General features: G+C 39.9%; 14 protein-coding genes. 7 read left to right on the top strand and 7 right to left on the bottom strand.

Annotated elements, in window-relative coordinates; translation table 11 throughout:
* Nucleotides 1–55 precede the first annotated feature (55 nt).
* A complete protein-coding gene (gene guaB, locus G7B20_RS00250) occupies nucleotides 56–1,531 on the bottom strand; it encodes an IMP dehydrogenase (RefSeq protein WP_164108042.1) in 1,476 nt (491 codons plus the stop codon).
* Nucleotides 1,532–1,744: 213 nt separating this feature from the next.
* Between guaB and G7B20_RS00245 the strand changes: the two genes are divergently transcribed.
* The 5 genes from G7B20_RS00245 to G7B20_RS00225 all read left to right on the top strand — a co-directional run bounded on the left by G7B20_RS00245 (nucleotide 1,745) and on the right by G7B20_RS00225 (nucleotide 7,867).
* Nucleotides 1,745–2,245: a porin family protein gene (locus tag G7B20_RS00245; protein ID WP_164108041.1), complete on the top strand. Its 501-nt coding sequence runs from the start codon at nucleotides 1,745–1,747 to the stop codon at nucleotides 2,243–2,245.
* A gap of 368 nt (nucleotides 2,246–2,613) precedes the next feature.
* The gene (gene secDF / locus G7B20_RS00240; RefSeq protein WP_164108040.1) at nucleotides 2,614–5,610 is read left to right on the top strand and encodes a protein translocase subunit SecDF; all 2,997 of its coding nucleotides are present in this window, start codon (nucleotides 2,614–2,616) and stop codon (nucleotides 5,608–5,610) included.
* Nucleotides 5,611–5,778: 168 nt separating this feature from the next.
* Nucleotides 5,779–6,414, top strand: a complete 636-nt coding sequence (locus tag G7B20_RS00235; protein ID WP_164108039.1) for a peroxiredoxin family protein — start codon at nucleotides 5,779–5,781, stop codon at nucleotides 6,412–6,414.
* A 26-nt stretch (nucleotides 6,415–6,440) separates the two neighbouring features.
* Nucleotides 6,441–7,439, top strand: coding sequence for a type I glyceraldehyde-3-phosphate dehydrogenase (gene gap, locus G7B20_RS00230; protein WP_164108038.1), 999 nt, complete (start codon nucleotides 6,441–6,443; stop codon nucleotides 7,437–7,439).
* Nucleotides 7,436–7,867, top strand: coding sequence for a GNAT family N-acetyltransferase (locus tag G7B20_RS00225; RefSeq protein WP_164108037.1), 432 nt, complete (start codon nucleotides 7,436–7,438; stop codon nucleotides 7,865–7,867). The genes gap and G7B20_RS00225 overlap by 4 nt, the downstream gene beginning before the upstream one ends.
* A 21-nt stretch (nucleotides 7,868–7,888) precedes the next feature.
* On the opposite strand, the gene G7B20_RS00220 is transcribed toward G7B20_RS00225, so the two are convergent.
* From G7B20_RS00220 to proS, 4 genes are all read right to left on the bottom strand, one after another.
* Nucleotides 7,889–8,665: a TIGR02757 family protein gene (locus G7B20_RS00220; protein ID WP_164108036.1), complete on the bottom strand. Its 777-nt coding sequence runs from the start codon at nucleotides 8,663–8,665 to the stop codon at nucleotides 7,889–7,891.
* Nucleotides 8,666–8,670: 5 nt separating this feature from the next.
* Nucleotides 8,671–9,816, bottom strand: a complete 1,146-nt coding sequence (locus G7B20_RS00215) for a cystathionine gamma-synthase (protein ID WP_164108035.1) — start codon at nucleotides 9,814–9,816, stop codon at nucleotides 8,671–8,673.
* 32 nt (nucleotides 9,817–9,848) lie between these two features.
* The gene (locus G7B20_RS00210) at nucleotides 9,849–10,664 is read right to left on the bottom strand and encodes a GDP-L-fucose synthase (protein ID WP_164108034.1); all 816 of its coding nucleotides are present in this window, start codon (nucleotides 10,662–10,664) and stop codon (nucleotides 9,849–9,851) included.
* 174 nt (nucleotides 10,665–10,838) lie between these two features.
* On the bottom strand, nucleotides 10,839–12,311 hold the full coding sequence (gene proS / locus G7B20_RS00205) for a proline--tRNA ligase (protein WP_164108033.1): 1,473 nt from the start codon (nucleotides 12,309–12,311) through the stop codon (nucleotides 10,839–10,841).
* Between the two features lie 336 nt (nucleotides 12,312–12,647).
* Between proS and G7B20_RS00200 the strand changes: the two genes are divergently transcribed.
* Both G7B20_RS00200 and G7B20_RS00195 read left to right on the top strand, forming a co-directional pair.
* Nucleotides 12,648–13,814 carry a hypothetical protein gene (locus G7B20_RS00200; protein WP_240452773.1) on the top strand — a complete coding sequence of 389 codons (1,167 nt, stop codon included), beginning with the start codon at nucleotides 12,648–12,650 and terminating at the stop codon, nucleotides 13,812–13,814.
* Between the two features lie 166 nt (nucleotides 13,815–13,980).
* A complete protein-coding gene (locus tag G7B20_RS00195; protein ID WP_164108031.1) occupies nucleotides 13,981–15,531 on the top strand; it encodes an OmpP1/FadL family transporter in 1,551 nt (516 codons plus the stop codon).
* Nucleotides 15,532–15,588: 57 nt separating this feature from the next.
* Here the strand turns inward: G7B20_RS00195 and G7B20_RS00190 are convergent, their stop codons facing one another.
* Nucleotides 15,589–15,903 carry a hypothetical protein gene (locus tag G7B20_RS00190; protein WP_164108030.1) on the bottom strand — a complete coding sequence of 105 codons (315 nt, stop codon included), beginning with the start codon at nucleotides 15,901–15,903 and terminating at the stop codon, nucleotides 15,589–15,591.
* A gap of 92 nt (nucleotides 15,904–15,995) precedes the next feature.
* Nucleotides 15,996–17,024, bottom strand: a complete 1,029-nt coding sequence (locus G7B20_RS00185; RefSeq protein WP_164108029.1) for a TolC family protein — start codon at nucleotides 17,022–17,024, stop codon at nucleotides 15,996–15,998.
* Nucleotides 17,025–17,365: the final 341 nt, after the last annotated feature.

The following is a 17,365-nucleotide window of genomic DNA, read 5'->3' as shown; positions in this document are numbered from 1 at the left end:
GAAAAGCAAAAGGAGCGCTCTACTTGGGCGCTCCTTTTGCTTCTGAGTATAATATTTAGCCTCGACTATTGTAGTTCGGCGCTTCTTTTGTAATCTGAATATTATGAGGATGTGATTCTCTCAATCCAGCCCCTGTGATACGTACAAACTGTGCTTCCTGCAATTTCTTGATAGAAGCTGCACCACAGTAGCCCATAGACGCACGTAATCCCCCGATATACTGGTATACTACCTCAGCTAAAGTACCTTTATAAGGTACACGTCCAACGATACCCTCTGGAACAAGTTTTTTAATATCATCCTCTACATCCTGAAAGTAACGATCCTTAGATCCTTTTTCCATCGCTTCGATAGAGCCCATACCTCTGTACGACTTAAATTTACGCCCCTCCAATAGGATTGTTTCGCCCGGTGCTTCCTCTACTCCGGCAAATAACGAACCAGCCATAATTGTATCTGCTCCCGCCGCGATAGCTTTAGCGATATCTCCGGTCTGCTTTATTCCACCATCAGCGATTAACGGCACCCCTGTCCCTTTTAACGCCTTAGCGACTTCATAAACAGCATACAATTGAGGTACACCTACACCGGCGATAATACGTGTAGTACATATTGAACCTGGTCCTATACCTACTTTTACGGCATCTGCACCAGCCTCAGCCAGTGCTTTTGCTGCAGCACCTGTCGCAATATTACCTACGATAACCTGTAGATCAGGATGCTTTGCCTTAACTTCTTTCAATTTATTGATAACACCTAAAGAGTGTCCATGAGCTGTATCTATAGTTACCACATCCACACCTGCCTTTACAAGTGCATCTACCCGCTCTAACGTATCGCCTGTAACTCCAACTGCAGCACCAACCAAGAGACGGCCATGTTCGTCTTTAGCCGCATTAGGATAGTGTTTATATTTTTGAATATCTTTGAATGTGATCAATCCTTTTAAGACATAATTCTGGTCCACTACAGGCAGCTTCTCTATCTTATGATTTTGAAGAATTTCTTCGGCTTTCACTAGATCTGTTCCCTCTGGTGCAACAACAAGATTTTCTTTTGTCATTAATTCCTGGATAGGACGCTGCATATTCTTTTGAAAACGTAGATCGCGATTAGTAACGATACCCACCAACTTTCCTTCGATGTCAATAACAGGTATACCGCCAATTTTATGCTCTCTCATAATGCTAAAGGCATCTCCAACAGTAGCAGTCTCCAATAATGTAACAGGATCTTGAATCATACCGCTTTCCGAACGTTTTACCTTACGTACCTCCGCAGCCTGTTCATCGATAGTCATATTTTTATGTAACATCCCTATCCCTCCTGCCTGCGCTATTGCAATAGCTAAGTCTGATCCCGTAACCGTATCCATAGCAGCCGAAACCAATGGTATATTTAGTTTGATTTTCTTTGTTAAGAATGTGCTTGTATCTACATCTCTCGGTAGAATCTCGGAGTAAGCTGGTATTAATAATACATCGTCATATGTAAGACCTTCAGCTACGAATTTTTGTGGATCTAATTGCATGGCAAATATCTTGTGGGTTCTCTATTTGCCAGGCAAAATTACAAATTTTAACTAAATATGCAAAATAAAATTTACCTCACCCTATTTAATGACCTTCGCATTATAAATTATTTTTTATCAAAAAAAAGATGTAGAAACTCATTTTGGCAAGCTCTTTGCAAAGGGCATCAAAAATAGATTTACAATAACATTCATTATAAATTTCGTTTCCACATGAAAAAATTTATATTACCTGTAGCCACTGCGGCGTTATTGATTGGTACGTCAAGCGCAGTTCAAGCACAGTCCTATAGAACTTCCCTAGGGGTTGGTATAGATGTTGGTGATGGCCCCTCTTTAGGAGGACCTCAGATTAAGCATTTTTTCGACAGTCAAAATGCGGGTAACGCACAAGTATTATTCGGAGATAATTTAACTTTGATAGGTGTCGACTATTCATACAATCAAGCCATACGTGGTGCCAGAGGATTAAGCTGGTACGTGGGCATAGGTCCGCAAATTGCTTTTTTGGACAATGATAACATCTGGTTTGATGACGACCATCGTGACAATCACACGCATGTGGCCATCCGACCTGCTATAGGACTTGAGTTCAAAATCCCTTCTGCACCATTAGCTTTTCATTTCGACTGGAAGCCTTGGTGGAATTTGACGCATAACTCAAGTTTCGAGCCATCCAGGTTCACACTTGGATTTAAATTCACATTGAAATAATTCAAAGTCTCCGACTCATATAAAAAAACTGGGGCTTACCATAAAATCGATTAAGGGTGAATCAGGGTCTCTCCATTCACCCTTAATATTTCAACCTGTATAATTTTTAAGAGTTTTTCTTCACATTTCCATAACAAAAACTTTTCAATAGTTATCTATTTATTTTGTTTTCATTATACAAAATTTTTATACCTTTGCGATTCTTGGTAAAATATTTTTTATTAGAGTATTGGGTATGATCCAAGCCAATAAAAGTGACCTATAAGTCCTTTTTTAGCCCAAAGATTAACATACTTTAGTATATTTTCACGAGATTTAAAGCAATTAAAAAACATAAACTATATCAAACTAATAGACGAATACAGAAAATGCAGAGTAAAGGGCTGATTAAATTTTTGGTAATAATAGTGGCATTGGCTTGTCTCTATTCTTTATCATTCACTTTTGTAACTAGAAAAGTGGAACGTGAAGCTGAGGCATATGCAGGAGGCGATATCGCAAAGGAAAAAGCATACCTCGATTCCATTGCGGGCGAAACGGTTTATAACTTAGGTTTTGCCAAATACACGTACAGAGAATGTAAATCTTATGAACTCGCTTTAGGACTCGATCTTAAAGGAGGGATGAACGTCACTATGGAGATTTCCTTAGATGAGTTGATAAAGAACCTAGCCAACAATCCAAAAGATGAAAAGTTTAACGCTGCTTTAAACTCCGCTATTCAAAAAAGCAAGTCATCAAACAAGTCGATTGTTGACCACTTTATCGAAGATTACAAAACTAGTGGCGCATCCGCAAGTTTAGCTTCTTTTTTTGCTACGAAAGATAATGCTACATTTATAAAAGCTACAAGCTCAGATTCTGATGTAAAAAGCTTCCTTCAAAAAGAAGCAGACAACGCTATACAGAATTCCTTTAAAGTGTTACGTACACGTATTGATAAATTCGGTGTGGCATCGCCAAACATCCAAATTCAACAAGGTACCAACCGTATCTTAATCGAACTACCGGGTGTAAACGATGAAAGTCGTGTCCGTAAACTATTACAAGGATCTGCAAAATTGGAGTTTTATGAAACGCACGACAATATGCAGGTTTATCCGCTACTAGAGAACATCAACCGTTCATTGGCTAGTTCACTAAAATCTACTGAGCCGATTAAAACGGTGTCCGTAAAAGATACTTCAGCAGCAGATAGTACAAAATCGGAAGAAACCCTTTTGGCAAATCTTGGCGCAAACAAAGCTGGCAATCAAGACTCTAGCGCTGCTACTGCTAATCTTTCTTCTGAAAACCCACTTTTCAGTATATTGATACCTTCTATTTATCAAGCTGAAAACGGACAACAACAATTAGCTCCCGGCGCTCAGGTAGGTATAGCCAATCTAAAAGATACAGCTAAAGTAAATGCGTACTTAGCAAGACCAGAAATAAAATCACAGATCCCTTCAAACCTTAAATTGATGTGGGCTGTAAAACCAGAGCAACGTACACCTAGTCTCTTATCCCTATATGCTATCAAACCAGCTCCAGGAGAACATGGTTCAGTATTAACAGGAGAAGTCATCACAGATGCCAGAGATGCATTCAATCCACAAACAAATGCTCCTGAGGTATCCATGCAAATGAATTCCTACGGTGCTAAAGAGTGGAGAAGAATTACGGCTAAAGCTGCACAAACAAAGGCATCTATTGCCATCGTATTGGATGGTGTTGTTTATTCTGCTCCTACAGTACAAAATGAAATCCCAGGAGGAAGTTCATCTATATCAGGGAATTTTACTATTGAAGATACCAAAGATTTAGCAAACGTATTAAAAGCCGGCCGCCTTCCAACAACGGCCAAGATTGTAGAAGAAGCGATCGTAGGTCCTTCTCTAGGACAGGCGGCAATCGACTCAGGAGTTAACTCCGCTGTAATCGGTATTGTCATCGTGATGATATTCATGGTAGTATACTATAACAAAGCGGGCTGGGCAGCCAACATTGCCGTGTTATTCAACGTATTTTTCCTTTTAGGAATCTTAGCATCATTAAACGCAGTATTAACTTTACCTGGTATTGCCGGTATCGTATTAACAATGGGTACAGCCGTAGATGCTAACGTACTTATTTATGAGCGTATACGTGAAGAGTTGCGCCTCGGAAAAAATATTCGTCAAGCTATAACCGATGGTTATAAACACGCTTTACCTTCTATCTTAGATTCACAGATTACAACGTTCCTAGTAGGTCTGGTTCTATTCTTCTTCGGTTCAGGTCCAATCTTAGGTTTTGCAACGACATTAATGATCGGTATTATTACCTCATTATTTACTTCTATCTTTATTTCGCGTTTGATCTTCGAATTTATGCTAGATAGAGATATGAAAATATCAGTTTCATTCCCTTGGTCGGAGAAAACGCTTCAGAATGCGAATTACCAATTTATCAAAAAGCGTAAAATATTTTACACAGTCTCATTAATAGCTGTAGCTATTTCTCTTGGTTTTATCTTTACAAAAGGCTTTACATTAGGCGTTGATTTCCAAGGTGGTCGTACCTTTACTGTTCGCTATGACAATGCCGTGAACCTGGAGAAAGTACGTCAAAACCTCGATGAGGCATTCCAATCGACGACAGAAGTAAAAACATTTGGTAGCGAAAATCAAGTCCGAGTAACGACAACATACCATGTTACGGAGACTTCTGACGAAGCAGATGCAGAAGTATTAGCCAAATTGAATGAAGGATTGTCTAAAGAACAAGGCAATAAATACGAAATTCTTTCATCTCAAAAAGTAGGTCCGTCGATCGCCTCTGATATTAAGGATAGAGCAGTATGGTCAAGCTTACTTTGTATTTTGATCATCGCTGGATATATATTACTCCGTTTTCACAAATGGCAATACTCTGTCGGGGCCGCCGTGGCTACGATTCACGATGGTATCATTTTATTAGGGTTATTCTCAATTTTAGATGGTATCGTTCCGTTCTCCCTTGATATTGATCAACATTTTGTGGCAGCTTTCCTAACAGTACTCGGTTACTCCGTAAATGACACGGTAGTTGTTTTTGACCGAATCAGGGAAGATGTAAACAAGTCGAAAGGAATGAATAGATATTTTGGAGATGTGATAAACCACGCGATCAACACGACATTGAGTCGTACGATTATTACATCCTTGACCATCATATTCGTATTAGCTGTCTTATTCGTATTCGGTGGTGAAGTTATCAGAGGTTTTTCATTTGCTATCTTGATCGGTATAATCGTTGGAACATATTCATCAATTATATTAGCTGCTCCTACAGTTTATGACTTAGGAAAAGGTAAAAGCATAGCTCAACCTGCAGAAGAAAAAGTAAAAGTAGTGACACCGTAAGGTAACAATACAAGCTTATAACGAAAGGCTATCCAATATACGGATAGCCTTTTCTTTTGCTCATCTTTTCGTTTAAACATCCAAACGTCAGATTCGTTTACTTTTTGAGCTAGACATGCATGAATTAAAAGCATTTTATCTAAGTTTGTAGCTATTAAACACAAACGTATGAAGAAAATGATTATACCAGGGTATCTGATGTTATGCATATCGCTAGGCCTGTCGAGCTGTTCCAATACAACCAGCAATTCCGAGCAAAAACAAGTAGAATCCAAGGGGCATGAAGGTCATGATCATAGTGGTCACAATCATGGAACACATGAAGAAACAGCGACAAAGCAAGAACAGCCTCCTGCAATTGCAAACTTAGCACAAGGCGAGCCTATAGCTCAGATACCTGTATTTACATTTTACAAAGTAAAATCGGGTATTTCATTTACAAATACGGATATTCCAAAAGGAAAAAAGACGGTGTTCATACTTTTTGACCCAGGCTGCTCACATTGTAGGACAGAAGCTGCGGCACTAGGTAAAAACTATAACAGTATCAAAAATGTAAACATCTATTTTGTTTCCATGAATGATCCTGCATTAATGGCTTCATTTTTAGAAACCTTCGCCAAAGAACTTGTAGGTAAGCCTAACATTGAAGTACTTTATGACAAAAACCAAGAGTTCATTCAGAAATTCCATGTTCCAAAACAATTCCCGGCAAACTATGTATATACAACCGACAACAAGCTTCAGACACATTGGGATGGTGACAAGAATATCAATGAAATAATAGCGGCTTACATCAAGTAGGAAATTAGAATTCAGAAATAATAAACATGAACATAGCAATAAATGGATTCGGTCGTATAGGTAGACATACCTTACGCAACCTCTTGGTTCGTCAGCTTCCAAACATCGACATTGTAGCGATTAATGACCTCACTAGTCCATTGACCTTAGCACATTTATTAAAATATGATTCTGTACATGGTCCATTTCCAGGAGAAGTTTCCCATGGCGAAAACTTTATCCAAGTAAACGGTAGAAAAATATTAATTCTGAATGAGAAAAATCCAGCAGATCTCCCATGGTCATCCCTAAGGATAGATCTTGTGATAGAATCCACTGGTTTTTTCACTTCTCAAGAACATGCCGCACTTCACCTTCAAGCGGGTGCCAAGCAGGTACTGATCTCAGCTCCTTCTTCAGACAAAGAAGTGCCAACAGTGGTGCTCGGCATTAATGACGGTGATTTTGATTGGGGTACCCCCATTTTTTCCAATGCATCCTGTACAACAAACAACGTAGCACCCTTGGTAAAAATTCTAGATGAAAACTGGGGAATAGAAGATGGTTATATCACCACGGTACACTCGATGACCGGAGATCAAAATCTTCATGATGCTCCACATAGAGACCTGCGCAGAGCACGGGCAGCCTCCTCATCGATCATACCAACGAGTACAGGTGCGGCAAAAGCAATAACCAATGTGTTCACACATCTAGAAGGAAAACTAGGTGGTGCCGGTATACGTGTCCCCGTGCTTAACGGTTCACTAACAGACTTCACCTGTACGCTCCGAAAAAAAACAAGTGTTGTTGAAATTAACCAAAAATTCAAAGAAGCCGCTAACGGAAAACTCAAGCAAGTGCTTTACTACACCGAAGATCCTATTGTGTCGGTAGATATCATCAATAACCCTTACTCTTGCGTGTTTGATGCTCAACTAACATCGATCGTCGGAGGCCTTGTAAAAGTGGTGGGATGGTATGATAATGAATTTGGCTATTCCAATAGATTAGTAGATATTTTGGAAAAAATCAGCAAATCATGATACGTTTTATCACTGCCGAACAAACTCTTCCCCTTCGTTCTCAAGTATTGCGGAACGGATTAGCAGAATCCAAATGTATATTCGATCATGATTTATATCCCAGCACATTTCACATGGGGTATTTTGAGGACAACCAATTAGTATCGATACTTACCTGTATGCAGGAAAATCACGGCAAACTACCAAAATCGGCCTATCGTTTGCGCGGAATGGCCACCGCACCTAATTCAAGACGCAAAGGCTATTCCGCTCAACTACTGCTTGCCGCGATGGAGCACTTAAAAGACCAACTGCATATTGATTACCTATGGTTTAATGCGAGAGCGATAGCATTTCCTTTTTACGAGAGCTTAGGGTTTGAATTTATGTCCGACGAATTCGAAATACCAGAAATAGGTCTACACCGGGAGATGTTTAAGCTATTATAATCAATTTTCATAGAGTCATTTTTACATTTCCCGTTCTACCCCTAGTCCAAATAAAGCGAAATCGTATTTTACCGGATCATCAGCATCCAATGTCCGCAGATTTTCAGTGAGTTCCAACGCCGCCTTCCAGTTAATTTTATCCAAAGTAATCAATCCTAGTTTTCGTGCTACCCGTTCCACATGAACATCACATGGACAGATCAATTGGCCTGGAGTAATCCGGCTCCATATTCCAAAGTCTACACCTTTATCATCCTTACGTACCATCCATCGAAGAAACATATTCAATCGCTTACAAGTTGACTTTTGAAAAGGAGAGCTTATATGCTTCTTGGTACGTAAAGGGAAATCTGCCAATGAAAAAAAATAAGTCTTAAAACGATTTAACGCTATTTCAATCGAAAAAGAAACCTCGTCATTCTGCCCGATTAAAAAAGCATCCTCTAGAGAATCATTCGTATGATAATGAAACTTAAAAAACGAAACAAAATACAATAAATCGGTATCGTTAAACGTGCGATGTTTAAAGTTGAGAAGACATTTCAAATCTGCATCCTTGTGATTTCGAATAAAATCATAGGGAGCACCATCCATCCTATCGATCAGTTCCTTACATTTATTGATAATAGTTTTACGTTGCCCCCAGGCAAATATCGCCGCAAAGAAGCCCATGACCTCTATATCCTCCTTGTTCTGAAAAAGATGAGGAATTAAAATCGGGTCATTATCAACAAACTGCGGTTGGTTATACTCATCCACCTTTCCATCAAGAAACTCCTTAAGGTTAAATCCACTCATATTTATTAAGCCAATGCTTGTTCCAAATCTGCAATCAAGTCTTCGATAGCCTCAATTCCAACGGAAAGACGAAGCAGATTATCTACTACTCCTACCCGCTCCCTTATCTCTTTGGGTACAGAGCCATGCGACATCGAAACCGAATGGTTTACTAAAGACTCTACGCCTCCCAAAGACTCCGCTAACTTAAAGAGCTTAAAACGGGACGTAATGCGATAAGTCTCTTTCAGGTCCGCATCTTTTAACACGATCGAAACCACTCCTCCAAAATCCCGCATCTGCTTTTTGGCTATAACATGCCCGGGATGATCTTCAAAGCCCGGCCAATAAATACGTTCTATTTTAGGATGTCCCTTCAAAAAAAAAGCAACATCTCTGGCATTATCACAGTGTGCCTGCATCCGTAAATGTAAAGTCTTAATCCCTCTAAGAGCTAAAAAGCAATCCTGTGGACCAGGCGTAGCTCCACACGTATTATAAAAGAAACGGAGCTTTTTATACAAAGTTTCATCATTTACCACCAATGCACCCAGCACCAAATCAGAATGACCATTAATATACTTAGTAGCAGAATGCATCACAATATCCGCACCCATATCCAAAGGATTTTGTAAATACGGAGAAGCAAAGGTATTATCAACAACATACCATATCGATGCGGCCTTTGCAACCCGCCCTATAGCTTCCAGATCAGCGATCATTAAGGTAGGATTTGTTGGAGTTTCGATCCAAATCAGTTTGGTCCGTTCCGAAATCGCTTGTTCAACAGCATGGATATCAGCCGTATCTACAAAGACAAACTTAATCCCATATTCTGCATACACTTTTGTAAATATACGATACGATCCTCCATAAAGATCATCTCCTGTCAAAACCTCATCTCCCGGCTTTAACAGTCGAAGCACACAATCCGTAGCAGCCATACCGCTTGAAAATGCCAGACCATATCTCCCATTTTCTAAAGAAGCCAAACACTCCTCTAAAGCCTTACGCGTTGGATTTGTACCTCTAGAATATTCATACCCTTTATGATCCCCCGGTGAGGCCTGTTGATAGGTTGAAGTTTGATATATAGGAGTCATTACAGCACCAGTCGTTGGATCAGACTCCTGCCCTGCATGGATAGCTCGAGTGGCGAATTTATAAGCCATAATCGTATATGTTTATTATCAAGGTAAATTTACTAAAACTTTAAGGGAGATGGATACTTATAGTGGTATTGCAATTCATCTATTATCTTTTGCCCAGACACGATTTTTTGAAAATTAAATGTCGATTCAAAAGCCGAAGGACCAGCGTATCCGTATTTCGCCGCTGATGCCAGAATAACCGCCTTCTTCTTCGGGTGCTCCGGCGCAACAATATTAAACACCTCGCCAACCTTTAGCTTTTCAAATCCCAAAACCAATAATTTAACCACATCTGCAAGATGGACAAAATTAGCAGGTTGATTACCAGTCCGACACACTTTACCACTAAAATACTTAGCGAAAATACGGCTTTTTCCGAAAAGTCCACCTAACCGATAAATCAAGGTATTATCTACTTGCTGCATGGTTTGTTCGGCAAGCAATAATTTTTCATCGAGATGATCTCGCCAATTTTCATCAAAAAGACCGTCCGCATCGGGATAAATCCCAATGGAACTCAAATAAATATGCTTTCGAAAAGTAAGCTGTTCCAAAAGAAGCTTAATACAGTTGAATCGCTCTAGTAATACTTCTTGAGAATTACGGGAACTGGCTGGAATTGAATTTAACACAAAATCAAACGTAGTAGGCATATCGGATCCACCTATAACTACCTCTGAATCAAAGTCTAACAAAACAGATTGAAATCCTTCCTCACTTAATCGAAGTCTCTTTTCTTCGGTGGTCGTCGTAACCCAAACTTCATTACCGCGAAGTTTCATTGCATGTGCAAATTCCTCACCAACCCATCCACAGCCTAGGATAAGTACGCGATTTGTTGCTGATTTACCTATTGATTCGATATCCATATCTTATTAAAATAGTAGAACCGTAAAATTTTACAATTTTACGGTTCTACCCTTGTTTTCAAACCTACACAAATTCGCCTTTACAAGCAATATAATTGCGCGTAATATAAAAGCGAATTTTGTAGCTCTCCTCATCCATTTAGATTCTTTTATAGAGGAAAATACATCTGAGACTTAATACGCCTTTGCAAACAACACTCTTCTCGCCGAAGGTTTACCTGTAAAAATACAAACACCCTCTTCATCCTTGGCATCCAAAGGTATACAACGGATAGTTGCTTTAGTCTCCTCCTTAACACGTTTCTCTGTCTCCACAGTGCCGTCCCAATGACAGGACACAAAGCCTCCTTTCGTTTCGATCACTTGTTTGAACTCTTCATATGAATTCACTTCCGTAGTATGCGTAGCTCTAAAATCAAAAGCTTTTTGATAGATGTTTTTCTGAATAGTGTCCATCAACACTTCGATACGATCAGCAAGCCCTTCCTGCGAAACAGTTTCTTTCGTTTGTGTATCACGTCGCGCCAATTCCACTGTTCCATTCTGCATATCACGTGCGCCTACAGCTATACGCGCTGGCACACCTTTCAATTCCCATTCCGCAAATTTAAAACCAGGTCGTTGTGTATCCCTGTCATCATATTTTACAGTGATATCTTTGGCTTTCAGTTCCGCTTGCAAGGTCGTTACGAAAGCATCAATAGCCGCTTTTTCTTCCTCCGTTTTAAAAATAGGAACTATCACCACCTGAATAGGTGCCAACTTTGGAGGTAACACCAAACCTTGATCATCCGAGTGCGCCATGATAAGTGCTCCCATCAAACGGGTAGACACCCCCCAAGATGTAGCCCATACATATTCTTGCTTTCCTTCTTTGCTCGTAAACTTTACATCAAAAGCTTTGGCAAAATTCTGTCCTAAGAAATGAGACGTACCCGCTTGCAATGCCTTTCCATCCTGCATTAACGCCTCAATACAAAAAGTATCCAATGCACCCGCAAAACGTTCATTTTCTGTCTTTCTACCTCTTACAACTGGCACTGCCAATGTATTTTCAGCGAAATCAGCATACACGTCCAACATTTGTTCAGCCTCAGCAATTGCCTCCTCACTTGTCGCGTGCGCCGTATGCCCTTCTTGCCATAAGAATTCAGCAGTACGCAAGAAAAGACGCGTACGCATTTCCCATCGCACAACGTTTGCCCACTGGTTAACAAGGATCGGAAGATCACGATAAGACTCAATCCATCCTTTATAGGTATTCCAGATAATAGTTTCGGAAGTAGGTCGTACAATAAGCTCTTCTTCTAATTTAGCATCTTCATCGACGATGATATTTCCGTTGCCATCATTTTTCAATCGATAATGTGTTACTACGGCACATTCTGTAGCAAAACCTTCAACGTGAGAAGCTTCTTTAGAGAAAAAAGACTTGGGAATAAACAAGGGGAAATAAGCGTTACTGTGTCCTGTCTCCTTAAAACGCTTATCCAAAATAGCCTGCATACGCTCCCAAATCGCATACCCATAGGGTTTGATAACCATACATCCTCTCACCGCAGAGTTCTCTGCTAAATCAGCCTTAATCACTAGGTCATTATACCATTGAGAATAATCCTCGCTTCTACTTGTTATTCCTTTACTCATTGATCTTATAACTATTTAATTTGTAACAATATATTAAGGTTACGGTCAAACCGTATCAATATTTTTTTTGAGACTAAATTTATTTATATTTTTGAGGCCGCGATTAAACCTTCGCCAAAATATGCGTCTAAGATAATAAAAAGACACTGGATTATCAGACAACTTTAGCGATAAAGATAGTATGAGCCAGACATGATTTAACATAAAAGTCATAAACGCTCCATCTGACAACTAGAAACTAAAAAATTAAACAGATGAAATCATCAGAATCTATCCAATCCACACCAGGAAATGAATAAATCTGATAGCTTCATCAACTTTAAAAAATATAAGCAGATGAAAACAAATAGATTATTAATCGGCGGATGGGCTTTAGCACTTGTGGCGGCGCTGAGTTCTTGTTCGACAAGCAGACAAATCACCTATAGAGACGATGTCTATAACAACCAGAACGCAGGCAGACCAACTCCGGTGTACCAAAGTCCAGATTACTACTACGACGAGAATCAAAACTCTAATTCGAACGCAGCGAATGAGTATTATGCAGACGAATATTCAGATGAAGAATATAACGATGGTCAATATCAGGAACTAGAATATGCCAACCGTATTAATCGTTTCTATTACTCTTCACCAGGAATGGCATACTATGATCCTTGGTTTGACCCTTGGTATGGTTATGGAGGCTTTGGTTTAGGTTGGTCCAACTGGGGTTGGGGATCAAGTTGGTCTATTGGATTTGGCTGGGGTTCTCCATACTACGGTTACGGCTGGGGTTCTCCTTATTATGGTTATGGATGGGGAAGACCTTATTACGGTTATGGTGGTGGATATTGGGGCCACAACTCCTACTACAACTCGTGGGGACACCCTTATTATGGTCACGGATACAACAACTACTATTATGGAGGATCAGGTCGTCGTCCGACTTATTCTTCGGTACGTTCCGACAATCGTGACCGTTTCAATTCTAGAACAGGAAGTTCGAGCCGGAGAGATGTTGGTGCTACGTCCTCTAGCAGACGTGGATCCACAACAATAAGCCGTGATGCGAATGGACGTATCGATACCCGTTCTAGCGTATCAAGCCGTAGAGGTACTGATGGCACTAGTACTTCAAATCGCGTAGGTACCTCACGTGGAAATAGCGAAAGTTCGAGAGGATCAGTAAGTTCTTCACGTAGAGGAACTGTCTCAGAAGGTAACAGACCGACCACTGATGTAAGAAATTCGACAAGCGGTCGTAGACAACCCTCAAATAGCGGCACTGTTACAAGACCTAGCACAACAGAACGCTCAGGCTCATCGCGTCCGACTACGACACAACCACAAAGCCGTCGTTCGGATAGTGGCAGCTCGAGATCATCAGGGAGTACGTACACACCTCCTGCAAGAAGTAGCAGTGGTTCATCCATGTCAAGTGGTGGCGGATCAATGTCTAGAGGAGGCGGAGCATCGAGCTCAGGTGGTGGATCCCGCTCGTCAGGTTCATCAAGACGCTAATTTTAATAAAGCGAATTTAGTTAACATATAATAATTAATAAACAGCCAATGATAAGATTGGCTGTTTATTAATTGGACAAATCATACCATACTGAAATACTCATGTTTAGCGAAGCACAAATACCCATGAGTATTCCATATGACAGATAAAAAAAGATTATTCCATATGAATTTAAAACATATTATCCTTTCTGCTTTTGTATCCAGCGTCTTCTGGACACAAACACATGCACAAACCGTAGACGATGCCTTAACATTTTCTAGAGAAGATATTGGGGGGGCTGCTCGTATGAAAGGTCTCGGTAATACACAGACTGCTTTAGGTGGAGATATCTCAGCTATAAATGGTAACCCTGCAGGTTTGGGCTTTTTCAGCCGTTCCGATATGTCTGTTACCTTCAATTACCTGGGGAATAAGAATAAAACACTATTTGAAGGAATGAATTCGAACAGCAAGAAAGACAACTTTGGAGTTGATCAGGCGGGAGTAGTTTTTCATTTTCCCACTTCAAACTACCGTTCCAATTCAGGTTGGCTGAACTTTAATGTTGGTTTGAGCTATAACAAAACTCAAAACTATAATAATAAACTTACCTATGAAGGCATCAACAACAACACAACTATTGTAAATGCCCTATCAGATATTATGTCAGGCAGTTTCGGTACTGACTTTGCAGGATCCAATATAGTCGAGCAATTTGGAGACACTGACAAAGGATACTTCCCTCTAGCCAAGGAGGAAGCAGCAAAAGACCAATACAATGAAGTAATCACTAGAGGCAATCGCAGTAAAACTGCCATTGCTTTTGGTTCAAATTATAACAATCAATTTTTCATTGGAGCGACTTTAGGTATAACTTCGTTCCGTTATGAAAAAAACACGCAGTTTATAGAAAACGGCTGGACCAAGACTAGAAGTGAGATACTGTCCTACAATCCAAACTCAGCATATGCTGATCCTACAAATGATAAATACGACTTCGTAGAAGCCAGCTATGAATTATTCGACAATTTTGGACAAGTTACAGAAGGTTCCGGAGTAGATCTGAAATTAGGGATGATCTTCAAGCCGACTACAGATTGGAATATAGGCGTTACCATCAATACACCAACCTGGATGACAATTAAAGACGATACGCGGTCTTACACCGACGTAAGTTTTTACGATAATGAGACTACCAAAGATCCCTTCCATACTTACGAATCAAAATTCTACGACAGCGCACAGGATTATAATATTACTACACCCTGGAAATTCGGCTTGGGTCTTACAAAATTCTTTAGCAGAGGTTTATTGACTGCAGATGCAGAATATGTTACGTACAATTCTATGCGCTATTCGACAGCCAATAATTCACTAAATACAAACTACGACCACATCAATAGAGATATCAAAGACCTCTACAGAGGCGCTGTAAACTTCAGAGCCGGAGGCGAATTTCTCTTCACCAATATACTAAGTGGCCGCGCAGGATTTAATTATTTCGGAAACCCTTACAAAGGTGGAATTGAAGACGAGAACTACAGCGGAAGTTTAGGTCTAGGCGTAAAACTAACAAACACCCTTTACATGGACTTAGCGGTAGTACATCAGGTAAACTCATACAAACAAGCTCCTTACTCGATTAATGAAACTTTTGGGGGAACTTCCAGCCCAGTAGCTTCTATCGACCACAAAAGAACAAGTGGCATCCTAACTATAGGTGCTAAGTTTTAAAAATAACAACAAGCGAAAGTACAGCAAAGGTTGCCTAGATCAAGGCAACCTTTGCTGTTAACGCAGATACCTATAGGCCATTGCAACAGTCCCCAAAACTAGCAAGACACCAAAAACAACAGTCCACTCACTATCCTTTACCTTTCGATAATAGCTTTTCCAAATACTAAGCTTTACTTTGTTCAGTGCTTCCGTGTGGCTGCTATCCATAACAGCCATCCAAGCCTGCTTTTGCACCTTATTCTCCCAAAGGGATAGTAGACCTTGCCTTGTCAGCAAACCACTATCAGGGTAGTAATAGAATGCACTATCCGAGCGAAATGTCCAATACCTCCCGCTGCTATCAATCCGCCCATGTTTATGATCAAACACCTCCAACTTGAATTCGAAGAAGTCACAAATCTAGCATCAGTACTGGCTGTACAGGGCTGGGTAGCTAGCTATTACCTACTGTATCATTCGAACTAATTTTCCAAGATTTTAATTACTTCTTGCCTATACAAAACATCGTACCTCGACTTTACGAAATTTAATTCTGATACGTTAAAGTTGACCTGAGCCGTGGCCAGTTCAAAAGGTGAGGCCATACCAATTTCATAACGTTGTAGTGTAGCATCGTATGCCGTCTTAGAACTAACAAACTGTTTATTATAAGCGCCATATTCTTTTACAGTCCTGACATATTCCTGAACTGCTCTTTGCAAAATGATCGCTTGCTCTTTCTTCACCCTTTCCACTTCGATCTGGGCTATCTCTAAATTAATTTTGGATCGCCGAATCTCTCCACGAGCTTTAAAAGCATCAAAGACCGGCATTGATAAGGAAAGACCGATGTTCAACGATCTATTCTGATTGACCTGCGAAAGAAAAGGAATCGCATCCTTATCTGATGTATTATCATATCTCTCGGATGAATAATTGGATCCATAGCCGCCTGAAAACATAATACTAGGATAGAAATTATTCTTTTTTGTCTTGACTAGAAGTTCATTCTGCTGAACATTTAATTCCGATAATGCGACGTACCTATTATTCTCCACAGAACGCGTCGAGGTATCTAGGTTTTCAATTACTGCAAAACTTGGAATTCCTAAAATCAGGCTATCCGAAAACATTAAATTTAAAACCCTTTTCAAGGATAAAATGTCATTAGCAAAATTTGTCTTGCTAATGAGTATCTTTAATTCGTCATTAGCAACGATATTTTCGACATAATTAAGATCGACCAATGTCTTGACTCCAACATCCACCTCGGTCTTTATAACCCGCAACTGCTCTCTAGAAAGGCCTAATTGCGCCTCCGCTACTTTAGAAAGCTCACTATTCACTAATGCCTTAAAATAATTGGACAGAAGATCTAACCGTAAAGTTTGTCTTTTAAGATCATACTCGAGGATTTTTGATTGTAAATTCAACTTGGCCAATTTAAGGCCATTTATCTTACTGAATCCTTGGAATACAGACGCTCGCAACGCTAAGTTACCATTTGCCACACTCGTCCAATTGCTACCCGTGATTAATTGTCCGGATAATTATCTAGTTTAAGTATGACTTCTTGCCCCCGTTCGACTTTTCCGGCACCAACATTAGGTAACATAAACTGTGCTAAGATCTTGCTATCAGAAGGAACAATTAAAAAAAAGCATCCCCAGCCTTAACAAACAAATTATTATTCAGGAAACTCAAATATTGAAGGCTACCATCCTGAGGTCTCCTAAATAGGTACGTTTCTTCAAATTGTTTCAATGCAACACGTAATTCATGATAAGCGGAATTAAGTTTCAAAAACAACATCTCTTCGATCTCTGTCTTTTGATCTTTACCTCATTTTTCA

It is taken from the genome of Sphingobacterium sp. xlx-96, from assembly GCF_011007365.1.
Taxonomy (GTDB): Bacteria; Bacteroidota; Bacteroidia; order Sphingobacteriales; family Sphingobacteriaceae; genus Sphingobacterium; species Sphingobacterium luzhongxinii.
The sequence above is the reverse complement of the archived record's forward strand: the minus strand, read 5'-3'. Positions and strand labels throughout refer to the sequence as shown.